Origin of the sequence: Nonomuraea sp. NPDC050383 (genome assembly GCF_044459125.1) — a bacterium.
Lineage (GTDB): Bacteria > Actinomycetota > Actinomycetes > Streptosporangiales > Streptosporangiaceae > Nonomuraea.
The window spans coordinates 20,829-35,631 of the sequence record NZ_JBITIP010000001.1 but is presented as its reverse complement, the minus strand read 5'-3'; the positions used below and the strand labels follow the sequence as shown (position 1 = coordinate 35,631).

Genomic DNA, 14,803 nt, shown 5'->3' with positions numbered 1-14,803 from the left:
GTCAGTGGGCCGGGACGAACTGCTCCTCTTCCGTCGAGCCCTTGAGCGCGGTCGTCGAGGAGTCGGGCGCGACCGCGGTGCTGACCAGGTCGAAGTAGCCGGTGCCGACCTCGCGCTGGTGCCGGGTGGCGGTGTAGCCGCGCGCCTCGGCGGCGAACTCCGCCTCCTGGAGGTCCACGTACGCCGTCATGCCGCCGGCGGCGTACCCCTGGGCCAGGTCGAACATCGAGTAGTTCAGCGAGTGGAAGCCCGCGAGCGTGATGAACTGGAACTTGTACCCCATGTGGCCCAGCTCCTTCTGGAACCTGGCGATCGTGGAGTCGTCGAGGTGCTTCTTCCAGTTGAACGACGGGGAGCAGTTGTAGGCGAGCATCTGGTCCGGGTACTCCGCCTTGATCGCCTCGGCGAACTCGCGGGCCACGTCGAGGTCCGGTGTGCCGGTCTCCATCCACAGCAGGTCGGAGTGCGGCGCGTAGGCCAGGCCGCGGGCGATGCACGCCTGGACGCCGTTGCGCACCCGGTAGAAGCCCTCGGGGGTGCGCTCGCCGGTGGTGAAGCGCTGGTCGCGGGGGTCCACGTCGCTGGTCAGGAGCGTCGCGGCCTGGGCGTCGGTCCGCGCGATGATCAGGGACGGGACTCCGGCCACGTCGGCGGCGAGCCGGGCGGCGTTGAGCGTCTTGATGTGCTGGCCGGTCGGGATGAGCACCTTGCCGCCGAGGTGGCCGCACTTCTTCTCGGAGGCGAGCTGGTCCTCCCAGTGCACGCCTGCCGCGCCGGCGGCGATCATGCCCTTCATCAGCTCGAAGGCGTTCAGCACGCCGCCGAAGCCGGCCTCGGCGTCGGCCACGATGGGCGCCAGCCAGTCCCGCTGCTCGCCCTCGGACCAGCTGATCTGGTCGGCGCGCAGCAGGGCGTTGTTGATGCGCCGCACGACGGCCGGCACCGAGTTGGCCGGGTAGAGGCTCTGGTCCGGGTACGTCTGGCCGCCCAGGTTGGCGTCGGCGGCGACCTGCCAGCCGGAGAGGTAGATGGCCTGCAGTCCCGCCCGCACCTGCTGGACGGCCTGGTTGCCGGTCAGCGCGCCGAGCGCGTGCACGTAGTCCGTGGTGTGCAGCAGCCGCCACAGCCGCTCGGCGCCGAGCCGGGCCAGCGTGTGCTCCTCCTGGACGCTGCCGCGCAACCTGATCACGTCCTCGGCGCTGTAGGTGCGCTCGACGCCCTCCCACCGAGGGTCGTTCTCCCACTCTTCACGCAGCTGCTCCGCAGCTCCCTTGAGGCGATCGTTCATGTTTTCACTCCTTTGTCGTCCCCTGGGGCCTGTCACGAGTGTGTGCCCGGGAAACGCCCGATCGACAGGCCGAATCGCTCAGAAGAACGTCGAATATTCTGCCTATGGTTAATACCGATGGGTATTCGACGGAGAAGAAATCGCGAGTTTTCCCGTTGGACTAGACCAATCGCGGGCGTCGGACCTGGTGCGCCGACGCTTCCGGCAAGATCGCGAAGGAGCTAGAAAATGGGCCGAAATTCTGTCTAAGATGCCGACATGGCCTCCTTGGTAGGGGAAGAACCGCTGCTTTTGACGCAGAAGCTGGATCTCATCGCGTTCGGCCAGCGCCTACGCCACCTGCGCAAACAGCGCGGGCTCACCCTGTCCGACCTCGGTGCGCGCGTCAGCCGGGCGCCGAGCCAGCTCTCCCTGCTGGAGAACGGCAAGCGGGAGCCCAAGCTGTCCCTGCTCAAGGCGCTCGCCGCCGCGCTCGGCGTACCCATCGAGGAGCTGCTGCGCCGCCAGCCGCCCAACCGGCGCGCCCAGCTGGAGATAGCCCTGGAGGAGGCCCAGCGCGACCCCATCTACGCGGCGCTCGGCCTGCCCCGGCTCAAGGTCTCCGCGCGCGTCCCCAACGACGTGCTGGAGCACATCCTCGGCCTGTACGGCGAGCTGCGCGCACGGCAGGCGCGCGGCACCGCCACGCCCGAGGAGGCCAGGGCCGCCAACGCCGAGCTGCGACGCCGCCAGCGCGAGCTGGGCAACTACTTCCCCGAGATCGAGAACGCCGCCGCCGAGGCCCTGGCCGCCGTCGGCTACCGTACGGGCGCCCTGTCCCAGAGCATGATCCAGAGCCTGGTCACGCACTTCGGCTACACCGTGCACACCGCGCAGGACCTGCCCCGGTCGGTGCGCTCCATCACCGACCTGCGCAACCGCCGCATCTACGTCAAGCACGAGCAGCTCGGCATGCACACCCCGCGCACGATCCTGCTACAGACGCTCGGCCACCTCGCCCTCGGCCACGGCAAGCCCCGCGACTTCGCCGACTTCCTGCGCCAGCGCACCGAGGCCAACTACTTCGCCGCCGCCGTGCTCGTCCCCGAGAAGGCCGCCGCGGTCTACCTCCAGGAGGCCAAGGCCGACCGGGCGCTGTCGGTGGAGGACCTGCGCGACGTGTTCGCCGTGTCGTACGAGATGGCCGCCCACCGCTTCACCAACCTCGCCACCCATCACCTCGACCTGGTCTGCCACTTCGTCCGCAACGACGCCGGCGGCACCATCTACAAGGCGTACGAGAACGACGGCATCGTCTTCCCCGCCGACGAGCAGGGCGCGATCGAGGGCCAGCGGATGTGCCTGCAGTGGTCGGGACGCCAGGTGTTCACCTCGCCGGACCGCTTCTCCGTCTTCTACCAGTACTCCGACTCGCCGACCGGCACGTACTTCTGCGTCGCCCACGTCGACCCGTCGCGCGAGCGGGACTTCGCGATCACGCTGGGCGTGCCGTTCCGGGAGTCGCGGTGGTTCCGCGGCCGGGAGACCACCAACCGCACCCGCAGCCACTGCCCCACCGGCGACTGCTGCCGCCGTCCGCCCGCCGACCTGGCCGAGCGCTGGGAGGGGTACGCCTGGCCGTCGGCGCGCGCCAACTCCCACGTGCTGGCGGCGCTGCCGCCCGGCTCGTTCCCCGGCGTGGACGAGGCCGACGTCTACACCTTCCTCGAACGGCACGCGGCCACAACCTGACCGGGTGGTCACGGGGCGTGCGGGGGGACACCCTAAGCTTGGGGCCATGGGGTGGACGGGGGAGGAGTGTGTGCCGCCTGAAGTGCGCGCATGGTCGCGCCGTCGCACCTCACGGACGGCGGACTGGCCGGCGCGCATGCTGGCCGAGGCCAAGGGCGGCACCACGATCAGCGTGGTGCTCCCGGCGCGCGACGAGCGCGAGACCGTCGGCGACATCGTCCGGGTGATCCGCGGCGAGCTGGCCGGCCTGGTGGACGAGGTCGTGGTCATCGACTCGCGCTCCACCGACGACACGGCGGCCGTCGCCGCCCGCGCCGGAGCCCGCGTCCACGCGCAGGACGACATCCTGCCCCACCTCGAACCGCTCGGCGGCAAGGGCGAGGCGCTGTGGAAGTCGCTGGCGGTCACGGAGGGTGACATCCTCGCGTTCGTGGACGCCGACATCCGCAACTTCCGGCCGGAGCTGGTGACCGGCCTGCTCGGCCCGCTGCTGTACGACCCCGGCGTCGTCTACGTCAAGGGCTGCTACGACCGGCCGCTCAGCGGAGCGCCGACGGGCGGCGGGCGCGTCACCGAGCTGGTCGCCCGCCCGCTCATCAACCTGCACTGGCCGGAGCTGGCCGGGTTCGTCCAGCCGCTGGCGGGCGAGTACGCGGGCCGGCGCTCCGTGCTGGAGCGGGTGCCGTTCATCACCGGCTACGGGGTGGAGCTCGGGCTGCTCGTGGACCTGGCGGAGCTGGCCGGGCTGGACGCGCTGGCCCAGGTCGACCTGGGGGTGCGGGAGCACTCGCACCAGTCCACCGAGGCGCTCGGGGCGATGGCCGCGCAGATCATGCTGGCCGCCTGGTCCCGGCTGGAGCGCCAGGGCAAGATCCAGGCGTTCCAGCGGCCCGGGGTGCGGCTGACGCAGTTCAGGCGGGGCGAGGCCGGCCATGAGGCGTTCGCCACCGACGTGTCCATCGCCGAGCGCCCGCCGATGAGCACCGTGCGCGCGGCCTGGCCCGGAAGGGCTACTGGCCGGTAAGGTATGGCCGCGGTAGACCCGGCGGGGAGTCCGGGGCGCCCCGGTGCGCGCCCGTTCCCCGGCCGGTGCGGCCTCGGGTCCTTCTCAGGGAGCGTGCATGGGCGGGTTCGATCTGGAGCTCGGCGACGACGTCATCGAGGTGCGCGACTGGGTGCACGCGTTCGCCCGTGACGTGATCCGCCCGGCGGGCGCCGAGTGGGACGAGCGCGAGGAGACGCCCTGGCCGATCCTCCAGGAGGCCGCCAAGATCGGGCTGTACTCGCTCGACTTCTTCGCCACACAGTCGTTCGAGGAGAGCGGCCTGGCGCTGCCCGTGGCGTTCGAGGAGATCTTCTGGGGCGACGCCGGCATCGGCCTGTCCATCGTGGGCACCGGCCTGGCCGCCGCCGCGCTGTCCGCCAACGGCACGCCGGAGCAGATGGGTGAGTGGCTGCCGCAGATGTTCGGCACCGCGAACGACGTCAAGCTCGGCGCCTTCTGCGCCTCCGAGCCCGACGCGGGCTCCGACGTCGGCGCCATCCGCACCCGCGCCGTGTACGACAACGGCGACTGGGTGCTCGACGGCGTCAAGACGTGGGCCACCAACGGCGGCATCGCCGACGTCCACGTGGTCGTCGCCTCCGTGGACCCGGATCTCGGCACCCGCGGCCAGGCCAGCTTCGTCATCCCGCCGGGCACGCCGGGCCTGTCCATGGGGCAGAAGTTCAGGAAGCACGGCATCCGCGCCTCCCACACGGCCGAGGTGGTCCTGGACGGCGTCCGCGTGCCCGGCTCGTGCCTGCTCGGCGGCAAGGAGAAGCTCGACGCCCGGCTGGCCCGGGTCCGCGGCGGCGAACGCGCCGGGGAGCAGGCCGCGATGCGCACCTTCGAGACCACCCGCCCGTCGGTCGCCGCGATGGCGGTCGGCATCGCCCGCGCCGCCTTCGAGTACGCCCGCGACTACGCCCGCGAGCGGGAGCAGTTCGGCCGCAAGATCGGCGAGAACCAGGCCATCGCGTTCCTGCTGGCGGAGATGGCGACGCGGGTCGACGTGGCCCGCCTGCTCACCTGGCGCGCCGCCTGGATGGCCCGCACCGGCAAGCGCTTCGGCCAGGCGGAGGGCTCGATGTCGAAGCTCGTGGCGGGGGAGACGGCGGTCTGGGTGACGGAACAGGCCATCCAGATCCTGGGCGGGGCGGGGTACACGCGGGAGCACCCGGTGGAGCGCTTCCACCGCGACGCCAAGATCTACACCATCTTCGAGGGCACCAGCGAGATCCAGCGCCTGATCATCGGCCGCGCGATCACCGGCCTGCCCGTCCGGTGAGAACTTCGCAGGTCAGAGGGGCACCCTTCGCGCTCAGCAGGGCGTGAAGAAGACTTTCTGCGTGCCTTCCAGCGTCCCCCATGCGCCCGGAGGCTGACCGCACCCGGACCAGCGCTGTCCGATGAGCTGTTCCCCGCTGTAGTAGCTGATGACGAGGAGGTTGTCGCCCCCTGGCGGGGGAGGAGGAATGGCGTGAGCCGGGGTCGAGCCGGCAGTGAGCGCGCCGGCGGCCAGCACCGCCGCTAAAACGCCTCGTCTGATGTGCATGAAGGTTCCTCCAGAGCGAACGCCGAGGGCCTTGTGCATGATCTGAGATCAAGGTATCCGCCTTCGACGAACGTTGCCAGCAGCAGCCGATCATTCATGTCCGGCGTGATGGCGCGAATTCTGCTACGCCCATCGAGCTGGTGTGGGTCATGGACACGCTCGCGCGCGATCTGGCCTCGCAGATCACCACGAGCCCCGCCGTCGACGGGTACGGACCGCCGAAAGACCCGGGGTCCTGGGGTTGCTCGCCGTCGTCATGGCGGCCGGCGGCGCGAGGCTCCCCGCAGCCGCGCTGCTGGCCGTGGTCGCCGTGCTCGGCCTCGCCGCGCTCCTGGCGGGGGCCCCGGCCTTGACCCACGCGCCTGCCGCGTTCCTCACCCGTCCACGCCGGGGCCGCTGATCACCTCACCCGGCAGTACCTGACGAGGATCGGCGAAGGGGCCGCAACGCCTCGCCCCAAGCGACGACCTGGTCCAGCATGGCGGTGAGCGCGTCCTCCTGCTGGGCGGCCGGTTTGAGGACGCTGAAGTGCTCGAAGTCGGTGAACAGCGACAGCGCGACCTGGGCGCGCACGTCGGCGACCTGGAGCTCGCCCATCACCAGCCGCAGGTGCTCCACCGCGCGGGTGCCGCCGGCGCTGCCGTAGCCGACGAACCCGGCGGCTTTGTTGTTCCATTCGGCGTACAGGAAGTCGATGGCGTTCTTCAACGCGCCCGACGTCGAGTGGTTGTACTCCGGTGTCACGAACACGTAGGCGTCGAAGGACGCGATCGTCGCGGCCCACTCGCGGGTGTGCGGGAGGGCGTACTGGCCCATCGCCGCCGGCATCACCTCGTCCAGATGCGGCAGCTCGTAGTCCTTGATGTCCACCACTTCGTACTCGGCGTCGCCGCGCTTGACCGCCAGGTCGTGGACCCAGCGAGCCACGCTCTCCCCGTTACGTCCTGGGCGGGTGCTGCCGATGACGATCGCTACCTTGATCATGGTTGTTCTCTCCGTTCAGCAGGAGCTGGGATCGCGGGCCGGGCTGTCCCGGGCGGCCTTCGCCCGCCGCTTCACCGCGCTGGTCGGTCAGCCGCCGCTCACCTACCTGACCTGGTGGCGCATGACCACGGCGGCCCGGCTCCTGCGTGACTCCGACGCCCCGCTGAGCGTCGTGGCCCAGCAGATCGGCTACACCTCGGAGTTCGCCTTCGCCAACGCCTTCAAGCGGCAGTACGGCACCGCCCCTGGCAAGTACCGACGACAAGGAGCCTGACGCGGCTCGGCGGCGTGGGACGGTACGCGCCTGTCCCGGTCGGAGGGTGGGCGGCTCACGGGAGCGGGCCGGGCCGGGCCGGTGGACGCTGCGGATCGCGGCGACGGCCGGATGCGGGAGCGGATCGCCCGGTGCCGCGGCCATGGCGTTGAGTTCCTGCTTCACCCGCGAGGCGATGCCGCCCCCGAGCACGTACCCGGTCGGGGTGGCGGCCCGCCGGGCGCCCGCTGCGCTACGGGCTCCGCCCCGGCAACCTGCCGGAAGTCGATCAGTTCGCGCACCGGTTCGGCGGGGCCGTCACAGGAGGCGGCGGATGTCGCCGTAGGCGCGGTAGAAGCCGCCGCGGCCCGACGGGCGTACGCCGTCCACCAGGTAGCGGGCGCCCTCCTCACGGATCTCCTTGGGGAACTGGACGTTCCACCGCTCGTAGCCGGGGCTGGCCACCCGCACCCGCAGCCGGTCGCCCTCGCGCGTGCACTCCACGACGACTCCCTCGCCGGCGTGCGTGGTGGTCTCCACCACGACCGACGGCTCGACCGGGATGAGCGTGGCCGCGGCCTTGACGTCCACGGGCTGCGGGACCGTGCCCTCGCGGGCCGCGGCGATCGCCGCCTCGCTGGCGTCGATGCAGGCCAGCGTCCCGTCGGTGGTGACGATGTAGAGGCGGTCGTCGAGGAACTGCATGGACAGGGCCGAGCCGCAGCCGGTGGCGAGCTTCCACAACCGCTTGCCGGAGGCGTCGAAGCAGTACACGGAGGAGTAGGCGTCGCCGGCGAAGACGTGCCGGCCGCCGGGCGAGGTGGCGCAGGAGTAGACGTAGCCGTCGCACTGGTAGACGGCCTCGGTGCGGCCGTCGTCCTTGGCCAGCCGGTGGACGGTGTGGCGGGCGGTGCCGGCGTAGACCGACCGCTGCTCCTGCCAGCCGAACAGCACGCCGCCGGCCGACGCGTTCTCCCACACGAGGGTGCCGTCGGAGGCGTCGTAGCGGGCGACGCCGTTCGAGTGGCCGTGGTAGACGGAGTCCTGGTCGCACCTGACCATCCAGGCGGAGTCACCGCGGCCGGTGCGCGCCCACTGGAACTCGTCCTCGTAGTCGATCGTGGTGATGCGCCCGGCGCGGTCGGAGACGCCGAGGATGCCGTCGCGGATGTCGAGCCAGTAGATGTCCACGTCCGCGGCGATCTCGTACGCGGCCCGCGGCACCTTGCCGCTGAGGTCGTACACGCGGCCGTCGTCGCAGCCGGCGTAGATCCAGAAGTCGTCGGCGACGATGCACTTGACGCCGTCGGGCAGGCGGTACTGGTTGGTGACGGTGCCGGAGTGGGTGACGGTGTAGGCGTCGCCGCGCTGGTTGCCGACCCAGCAGCGCTCGGCGTCCACGAAGATGCCGAACGCGGCGGCGCCGCTGGCGAAGCGCCACAGGACCGGAGCCTGCCGGGCCGTGGAGCGGCTGCTGGTGACCGCCCGGCGGGTGATCGTCCGGCGCTGGCGCACCCCGCGCACGGCCGGCGCGTACCCCTTGCGGATCTTGTCGCCGATCTTCTTGGCGGCCGCCGCCTGGGCCTTGGCCTCGGTGGGGAAGCCGGTGACCTTGGTCTGGCCGGCCTCGCCGATGCGCCCGTAGGTGATCGTCACCTGGGCGCCGGACACGATCACCTCGTAGAACTTGTGCGATCCGCCGTCGTCTTCCGACAGCTCCAGGTACGTCATGTCCGTGCTCTCCAGGGTCGGGCTTGATCAACTGCCCGGGACACTAGAGGATCGCGGTGACAAACTGGGATATGTGCTGATCAGTGGGCCCGGAGCCACTCCAGGGCCGCCGGGGCGGATGTGAGGATGGAGAGGTGCCCGTCCTCGGGGGACAGCCGCAGCTCCGCCCGGGGGCAGCGGCCGGCCAGCCACCGGCCGTGCGAGCTGGGCACGACCCGGTCCTGGCCGCCGTGCGCCAGCAGGACCGGCGCGGTGATGTGCGCCGCGTCGAAGCCCCAAGGGGCGACATAGGCGAGATCGTCGTCTATGAGCGCAGCCGGGCCGTTCTCGACCGCCGGGCCGACGACCTCGTTGAACCAGGACCACGAGCCGGAGAGCGCGGCGTGGTCCGCCGCCGTGAACATGTCCGAGTCGTACTCGGAGGTGGCCTCGTACGCCTCCTTGGCGGCGCGTCCCTCGGCGGCCGCCCGCAGCGACGCCATGCCGGATGCGTGCATGCCGGCGAACCAGTCGAGCCCGTCGGCGCCGAACGGGGCCAGGCCCCCCACGCTGACCACGGCGAGAACGCGCTCCGGCAGGAGGGCGGCGCAGGCCAGGGCATGCGGGCCGCCGCCGGAATGGCCCATGACCGCGAACCGGCCGATTCCCAGCGCGTCGGCCACGGCCGAGGTGTAGGCGGCCGCCGAGGCCACGTCCCGGCCCGGGGCCGGCGTCGAGCCGCCGTATCCGGGCCGGTCGTAGGACACCCAGCGGATGCCGAGCCGCTCCGAGGCGGGAAGGAGCGGCCGGGGAGGCGCGCCGATGTTCGGCGTGCCGTGGTGCCACAGGACGGGGAGGAGGCCGGGGGAGTCGTCCCCGCCGGTGTCGTAGACGTGCAGGGTGGTGCCGTCGTCCAGCTTCAGGTCCAGCTCCGTCACCGGCCGCGCGCCGCCTGAGTTCATGGCTGTACGGTACACGGCCTCGCGACTCGCCGGACGGGGGGCGGGCGGTCGTCGGCGGGTCAGGTGCGGCCGTGCCTCAGTGGCCCGAGGGGCGGCGGGCGGCCCAGGCGGTGCGGGTGCCGCGGACGACCAGGTCCCGGCGGCGCAGGAGCGAGCCGGGGGTGTCGCGAGTGGTTCACGGTCCTGTCCGGCACGGCCCGGCTGCACCTGGGCGAGCGCGTCATCCTGGTCTCGGCGGGCGACGCGGCCGAGTTCTCGACCATGGTGCCGCACGCCATCGGCGCTCACGACGGCCCCGTGGAGATCCTCACCATCTTCGACCACGACGGGCAGCGCGCCCACCTGCACGGCTCATGACAGCTCGCGTGAGCGCATGACGTCCGCGTACCAGCGGGGGCGCCGGCCCGTTCAGCGGGTTCTCACCGAGGGAGCTCGTCCGTCCACTCGGTGGTCACCGAGATGTAGGAGTTGCTCATGGCCGAGCCACCTTCGGCCGTCAGCAGCATGTTGGCGCGCGCCACCCGGGCGGCCTCGGGATCGACGACCATCCTGATCTCCAGGCTCCCGGAGAGCGGGATCAGCAGTTCCTGTCCCCCCTCGACCGGCCCCGCGTTCTTGACCGCCGGCGTCGAGGCGAGGGCCGCGAAGGCCGCCGAACGGACCCGCGCGGGCGTCGGCAGCTCCGTGATCAGGGTGATCAGCGGGGAGACGAGCTCGCCTTGCCGATCGGCAGGCATCATGGCGCTGTCATTCTGCGGAAGCCCGGCGATGCGCTCCTTCAGCTCCTCCGGATCCGACGGAAGCCCTTCGAGCTCCTCCCAACCGATTTCGGCGCCCATGAGCCGGAACGGGGCCGGGTCCTCGACGACGGCGCCGGGAGGGGCGTTCGACTCGTTCCTGGACCAGCGGTGGCCGTCGCGGGTGGTCCAGCTCTCCTGCACGTGGGGCCCGTCCGGGGTCTGCCACGTACGCGTGACGTGCCAATAGGTACCCGTGCCCTGGGGGACGCGCTCGGCGCTGGCCGCGGCCATGAGCAGGACGTCCCTGCCCGAGACCGGCGCGGCGGCGGGCGGGGCCACGCTGGTGAGGATCACGGCGACGGCCGCTGCGGCGGCGACCGCCGTGCCCAGCACCGGCAGGAGCCAGCCACGGCGCCGGCGGGCGCGACCCCGCGTCACCCTCTCCTGGAGACGTCCCCTGCTGCGGGTGATCGCCTCGGTGGACGGCTCGGGCTTGGCCAGCAGGGTCGCAACGGCGTTCAGGTCATCCATGAGCGTTCTCCTTGTCAATGAGGGCGAGGATCCTGCTGCGGGCCCGGCTGAGCCGGGAGCCCACGGTGCCGACGGCGATGCCGAGCGCCTGAGCCACCTCGTCGTAGCTGAGCTGGCCCAGGGCCACGAGCAGCAGCACGTCGCGCTCGCCGCCGGACAGGGCGGCGAGCGCCTTGGCCAGGTGCGGCTGCATGCGCTCGGCGGCGACGGAGGTGATGACCCGGTCCTCGTGGCCTTCCACGACCGGCTCGGGCCCCAGCCTGGCCAGCGCCTTGTAGTGGCGGGTCTCCTTACGGCGGTGCCTGGCGATCAGATTGGTGGCGATCCCGAACAGCCAGGGCCGCAGGTCCCCGCGTTCCGGGTCGTACCGGTCGCGCCGGTCGAAGGCCAGCAGGAACGTCTCGGCGGCGAGATCCTCGGCGATCTGCGTGTCCAGGCGGCCGGCGACGTACAGGTAGATGTCGCGGTAGTAGCGGTCGTGGACGGCGGTGAACAGGGCGGGGTCGCGCCGGTACCGCGCGACGAGCTCGGCGTCGGTCACCTGCGCGCTCACTTCGGCGCTCACGTTCTTGTCTCCGGCATGAAGTCGGCCTTCCGGTCAGCGGTCACCATCACCTCTCCTTCGCCGCAGGCCGGAATCGTCTTCCCGCGCGTCATCGTGCAGGGGGATGCCCGCCGCCACGACGTCACGGCGTTCAGCAGCGACCGTACGAACTGCTGGTTCTCGAACAGCCGGACCTACCGGTCCACCGCGACGGAACCCGACGGCAGGTTCCTCGCGTCATGCCCTCACCCTGGCAGGCCCGCCGCCGCGGCCGCGAGCGAACAACCGGCCGAGCGGGACAGGGGCGGCGTGTCAGGCGGGGGTGGCGCGGGACAGGCGGGTGGTCAGGGCGCGGATGTACGCGATCAGCTCCGGCGGCTCGTGGACCTCGAAGTCCACGTCGAACATGCCGAGCGTGAGCGCCAGCCACTGCAGCGAGTCGGCCGCCGTGTGCAGGCGGCAGGTGTGCTCGTCCACCACCGTGAGGACCCCGTCCTGGGGGCGCAGCCGCTCCGCCACCGCGGCGAACGGCGCGTGCAGCGTGACCACCGCCCGGTGCCGCGCCAGCGAGGACGTGACGGACTCGGCGACGTACCGGGCGATGTCCGGCGAGGGCAGCTCCCTGGGCTGGAAGCGCTGTCCGGCCGGCTGCGGCGACGACATCCGGTCGGCCCGGAACGTCCGCCAGTCCTGGCGGCCCGCGTCCCAGGCCACGAGGTACCACTTGCGCGCCAGATGGACCAGCCGGTACGGCTCCACCAGCCGCGTCCCGCCGTCGCCGTCGCGCTTGCGGTAGGCGAACCCGAGCCGTTCGTGGTCGCGGCACGCCTGGGCGATGACCGTCAGCACGTCCGGGTCGGCGGCCGGCCCCTGGGAGACCAGCGGCACCGTGTAGCTCTGCAACGCGTTGACCCGCCGGCGCAGGCGGCCGGGCAGCACCTGCTCCAGCTTGGCCAGGGCGCGCACCGACGTCTCCTCGATGCCGGCCACCGTGCCGCCCGCGGCTGTGCGCAGGCTGATCGCGATGGCGACCGCCTCCTCGTCGTCGAGCACCAGCGGCGGCATCGCCCGGCCCGACTCCAGCCGGTAGCCGCCGCCCGTACCCGGTGCGGCCCGCACCGGGTAGCCCAGCTCGCGCAGCCGGTCGATGTCACGGCGCAGTGTGCGCGGGCTGACCCCCAGCCGGGCGGCGAGCTCGGGCCCCGGCCAGCCACGGCAGGTCTGCAGCAGGGACAACAGGCGCATCATGCGGGACGGCGTACTGGCCATGGCCCGAGGATGGCACGCAAAGCGGCCAGGGCCCGTCCGCAATGGGTGGTTATGAGGCCGTCCAGGTGACGCGCTCTCCCGAGGGGTGCTCGCGGACGTAGCCCGGGCTGCGGCCCAGCCGGACCTCGATCCGGCCGCCCTCCGCGTCCTTCCACGTGAAGCCGTCGCGCACCGGCTCCACGACGGGCGGCGGCGTCGACGGCTCGCCCGGACCCAGCCACACCGCCGCGGCGTACAGGGCCTGCCCGCCCGGGTGATCGCCCACCAGGTACGGCGTCGCCGAGTGCTCGCCGACGGCGTTCTGGCCGGTACGGGCCGCGACCCGGGCCCCGTACCAGCCGTGCAGGCCGGTGATGGAGCTGACCAGCGCGCCCGAGGAGACGCGGGACTCCAGGCCGTCGAGCCGGGTGGCGCACGGCTCGTCGCCCGCCAGGGCGTGGCCGCCGTCGCGGACGGCGCTGCCCTCGGGCGCGGCGACGCGGTGGACGCGCACCTCCCACGGCCCGTCGACCACCGACGCGGTCTCCACCGCGACCTCGCCGTCGAAGTACCGGGAGGCGGCGAGCCGGTCGGTCACCACGAGCCGGTCGATGCGCCGCCGTCGCGTGGCGCTCCCGTCGGGGCGGGTGACGGTGAGGTGGCCGTCGATGTTCGCGGCCCGGCCCTCCTCGCCGGTCTCGGGAGCGGTGTGCGTGGAGTAGGCGAACTTGGCGTAGTGCGGGTCGTCGACGGAGCTGTCGCGGTTGTTGTGGTCGCTGCCGTGGTTGATCAGGCGGACGACGCCGCCGGAGCGGTGCAGCAGCCAGCCGGGCGCGGGCATCGCCAGCGTCAGGTCCTCCTGCTCGCCGGAGTCGCCGGCCTCCCCGGCGGGCTCGGTCCAGACGGGGTGATCGGGGCCGAGGAGCAGGCCGGCGAAGCCCTTGCTGGCCCAGTACGGTGAGGCCGGGCCCGAGTAGGGCTGCGTCACGGGCAGGAAGGGCCGGTGCCAGCCGAGGCTGAGCAGCCCGTCGGCGCCCGGGGTCCCGTGGCGCTCGAAGTGGCCGAGGGTCCGGTCGGCCAGCAGCCGGGTCCGGCCGGGGGACAGCGGCGTGGCGTCGAAGATCGCGCCGACCCAGAACGGCGCCACGGTCGCCATCCGGTACGTCAGCGACCGGCCCTGGTGCATCGGCGCGCCGTCCGGGGCGAACAGGTGCTGGTACGTCTCCAGGAACGTGCGCAGCCGCTCGCGGTACACGCCCGGGTCGGCCCCGGACATCCGGGTCCACCACAGCGTGTACAGGTGCATGGCCCAGCCGCAGTAGTAGTCGTAGTTCTGGCCCGCGCCGTCGGTGTACCAGCCGTCGCCGACGTACCACGGCTCGATGTCGGCCAGGTGCCGCTGGATCTCGGCGGGGTCGTGGGGGCCGCCCACGTTGGCGAGGAACTGCTCCACGATCACCTTGAACAGCACCCAGTTGCACGGCGGGGCGTACTTGCCGACGATGCCGCCCAGCCAGGCGACCACGCGCTCCTGCACGGCCGGGTCGAGCCGGTCGAACAGCAGCTCCCGCGTCTCATGCAGGGCCAGCGCGATCGAGGCGGCCTCCACGATCGTCTGGTGGTGGTCGGCGATGGGCTGCCAGGCGTGCTCGTGGCCGGGGTCGGTGCCGTGGGCCAGGCCCTCGGCGTACCGCTCCAGCAGCCCGCCGGGAGCGGCCTCGGGGTCGCCGGCGGCACGGAACGCGGCGAGCAGGAACGTGCGCGCGAAACCCTCCAGCCCGTCGGAGGCGGGGCCGGAGGCGCTCGTGCGGCCCGGCAGCCGGTACTGGGCGAAGCCCGGGGTGGCGTAGGGGACCACGGCCTCCAGCAGCCGATCCGCCACCGACACCCAGTGTTCGCGGGATCCCACAGTGCTCCTCCGGCCTTGGTAAGCGCTTTCCAACCTTCAGGTGACCCTATGGACCGGCCGCCCCGGCCGTCAAGGGCGCCGACCGGCTCGCGGACGCCGAGGTGGTCTGTGCGGACGTCGTGTCGCCGCGCCGCTCGACACTGACCCACCATCGGTCTCTCAGCATGGTGGCACGACCACGAAAACCGCGATGCGGCACTTCACGATCCACCACGACGGCGTTCGGACAGGCCCGACCGTCCCTGGATGACACCTTTGCCGAACCTCGACCGCGTGCCGGTTACCGCCGGGCAGGTCAAGGGCACA

The 14,803-nt window shown here is 72.2% G+C and carries 14 protein-coding genes and 1 pseudogene; 6 read left to right on the top strand and 9 right to left on the bottom strand.

Annotated elements, in window-relative coordinates:
- Nucleotide 1: 1 nt before the first annotated feature.
- Nucleotides 2-1,288, bottom strand: a complete 1,287-nt coding sequence (gene aceA, locus ACIBG4_RS00185) for an isocitrate lyase (RefSeq protein WP_397199964.1) — start codon at nt 1,286-1,288, stop codon at nt 2-4.
- Nucleotides 1,289-1,546: 258 nt separating this feature from the next.
- On the opposite strand from aceA, the gene ACIBG4_RS00180 reads away from it, so the two are divergent.
- The 3 genes from ACIBG4_RS00180 to ACIBG4_RS00170 all read left to right on the top strand — a co-directional run bounded on the left by ACIBG4_RS00180 (nt 1,547) and on the right by ACIBG4_RS00170 (nt 5,349).
- Nucleotides 1,547-3,019: a helix-turn-helix domain-containing protein gene (locus ACIBG4_RS00180; protein WP_397199963.1), complete on the top strand. Its 1,473-nt coding sequence runs from the start codon at nt 1,547-1,549 to the stop codon at nt 3,017-3,019.
- 70 nt (nt 3,020-3,089) lie between these two features.
- On the top strand, nt 3,090-4,043 hold the full coding sequence (locus ACIBG4_RS00175; protein ID WP_397199962.1) for a glucosyl-3-phosphoglycerate synthase: 954 nt from the start codon (nt 3,090-3,092) through the stop codon (nt 4,041-4,043).
- A 97-nt stretch (nt 4,044-4,140) separates the two neighbouring features.
- Nucleotides 4,141-5,349 (top strand): acyl-CoA dehydrogenase family protein, encoded by a 1,209-nt coding sequence (locus tag ACIBG4_RS00170; RefSeq protein WP_310712063.1) that lies wholly within the window; start codon nt 4,141-4,143, stop codon nt 5,347-5,349.
- Nucleotides 5,350-5,382: 33 nt separating this feature from the next.
- On the opposite strand, the gene ACIBG4_RS00165 is transcribed toward ACIBG4_RS00170, so the two are convergent.
- Nucleotides 5,383-5,655, bottom strand: a complete 273-nt coding sequence (locus tag ACIBG4_RS00165) for a hypothetical protein (protein WP_397199961.1) — start codon at nt 5,653-5,655, stop codon at nt 5,383-5,385.
- A gap of 202 nt (nt 5,656-5,857) precedes the next feature.
- Here ACIBG4_RS00165 and ACIBG4_RS00160 point away from each other — a divergent pair, with 202 nt between their 5' ends.
- Nucleotides 5,858-6,016, top strand: a complete 159-nt coding sequence (locus tag ACIBG4_RS00160) for a hypothetical protein (RefSeq protein ID WP_397199960.1) — start codon at nt 5,858-5,860, stop codon at nt 6,014-6,016.
- A 5-nt stretch (nt 6,017-6,021) separates the two neighbouring features.
- Here the strand turns inward: ACIBG4_RS00160 and ACIBG4_RS00155 are convergent, their stop codons facing one another.
- Nucleotides 6,022-6,600, bottom strand: coding sequence for an NAD(P)H-dependent oxidoreductase (locus tag ACIBG4_RS00155; RefSeq protein WP_310712065.1), 579 nt, complete (start codon nt 6,598-6,600; stop codon nt 6,022-6,024).
- Nucleotides 6,601-6,622: 22 nt separating this feature from the next.
- Here ACIBG4_RS00155 and ACIBG4_RS00150 point away from each other — a divergent pair.
- A pseudogene (locus ACIBG4_RS00150) lies at nt 6,623-6,874 on the top strand (helix-turn-helix transcriptional regulator); the annotation flags it as partial.
- Nucleotides 6,875-7,171: 297 nt separating this feature from the next.
- Here ACIBG4_RS00150 and ACIBG4_RS00145 read toward each other — a convergent pair.
- Together ACIBG4_RS00145 and ACIBG4_RS00140 are read right to left on the bottom strand one after the other, a co-directional pair.
- Nucleotides 7,172-8,584 carry a WGR domain-containing protein gene (locus tag ACIBG4_RS00145; protein WP_397199959.1) on the bottom strand — a complete coding sequence of 471 codons (1,413 nt, stop codon included), beginning with the start codon at nt 8,582-8,584 and terminating at the stop codon, nt 7,172-7,174.
- A gap of 80 nt (nt 8,585-8,664) precedes the next feature.
- Nucleotides 8,665-9,525 carry an alpha/beta fold hydrolase gene (locus ACIBG4_RS00140; RefSeq protein ID WP_397199958.1) on the bottom strand — a complete coding sequence of 287 codons (861 nt, stop codon included), beginning with the start codon at nt 9,523-9,525 and terminating at the stop codon, nt 8,665-8,667.
- Between the two features lie 63 nt (nt 9,526-9,588).
- On the opposite strand from ACIBG4_RS00140, the gene ACIBG4_RS00135 reads away from it, so the two are divergent.
- Complete coding sequence (locus ACIBG4_RS00135) at nt 9,589-9,882, top strand: cupin domain-containing protein (RefSeq protein ID WP_397199957.1); 294 nt, start codon at nt 9,589-9,591, stop codon at nt 9,880-9,882.
- 62 nt (nt 9,883-9,944) lie between these two features.
- Here the strand turns inward: ACIBG4_RS00135 and ACIBG4_RS00130 are convergent, their stop codons facing one another.
- The 4 genes from ACIBG4_RS00130 to ACIBG4_RS00115 form a co-directional block, all read right to left on the bottom strand.
- Nucleotides 9,945-10,796 carry a CU044_5270 family protein gene (locus ACIBG4_RS00130; RefSeq protein WP_397199956.1) on the bottom strand — a complete coding sequence of 284 codons (852 nt, stop codon included), beginning with the start codon at nt 10,794-10,796 and terminating at the stop codon, nt 9,945-9,947.
- Nucleotides 10,789-11,361: an RNA polymerase sigma factor gene (locus ACIBG4_RS00125; RefSeq protein WP_397199955.1), complete on the bottom strand. Its 573-nt coding sequence runs from the start codon at nt 11,359-11,361 to the stop codon at nt 10,789-10,791. The genes ACIBG4_RS00130 and ACIBG4_RS00125 overlap by 8 nt, the downstream gene beginning before the upstream one ends.
- 291 nt (nt 11,362-11,652) lie before the next feature.
- The gene (locus ACIBG4_RS00120; RefSeq protein ID WP_397199954.1) at nt 11,653-12,609 is read right to left on the bottom strand and encodes a helix-turn-helix transcriptional regulator; all 957 of its coding nucleotides are present in this window, start codon (nt 12,607-12,609) and stop codon (nt 11,653-11,655) included.
- A 49-nt stretch (nt 12,610-12,658) separates the two neighbouring features.
- Nucleotides 12,659-14,497 carry a DUF2264 domain-containing protein gene (locus ACIBG4_RS00115; protein ID WP_397199953.1) on the bottom strand — a complete coding sequence of 613 codons (1,839 nt, stop codon included), beginning with the start codon at nt 14,495-14,497 and terminating at the stop codon, nt 12,659-12,661.
- Nucleotides 14,498-14,803 lie beyond the last annotated feature (306 nt).

Excerpts from the sequence above, each read along its gene's own strand:
- aceA (WP_397199964.1), bottom strand. The coding sequence starts at position 1,288 with ATGAACGATCGCCTCAAGGGAGCTGCGGAGCAGCTGCGTGAAGAGTGG.
- ACIBG4_RS00180 (WP_397199963.1), top strand. The coding sequence starts at position 1,547 with ATGGCCTCCTTGGTAGGGGAAGAACCGCTGCTTTTGACGCAGAAGCTG.
- ACIBG4_RS00170 (WP_310712063.1), top strand. The coding sequence starts at position 4,141 with ATGGGCGGGTTCGATCTGGAGCTCGGCGACGACGTCATCGAGGTGCGC.
- ACIBG4_RS00165 (WP_397199961.1), bottom strand. The coding sequence starts at position 5,655 with ATGCACAAGGCCCTCGGCGTTCGCTCTGGAGGAACCTTCATGCACATC.
- ACIBG4_RS00155 (WP_310712065.1), bottom strand. The coding sequence starts at position 6,600 with ATGATCAAGGTAGCGATCGTCATCGGCAGCACCCGCCCAGGACGTAAC.
- ACIBG4_RS00145 (WP_397199959.1), bottom strand. The coding sequence starts at position 8,584 with ATGACGTACCTGGAGCTGTCGGAAGACGACGGCGGATCGCACAAGTTC.
- ACIBG4_RS00140 (WP_397199958.1), bottom strand. The coding sequence starts at position 9,525 with ATGAACTCAGGCGGCGCGCGGCCGGTGACGGAGCTGGACCTGAAGCTG.
- ACIBG4_RS00130 (WP_397199956.1), bottom strand. The coding sequence starts at position 10,796 with ATGGATGACCTGAACGCCGTTGCGACCCTGCTGGCCAAGCCCGAGCCG.
- ACIBG4_RS00120 (WP_397199954.1), bottom strand. The coding sequence starts at position 12,609 with ATGGCCAGTACGCCGTCCCGCATGATGCGCCTGTTGTCCCTGCTGCAG.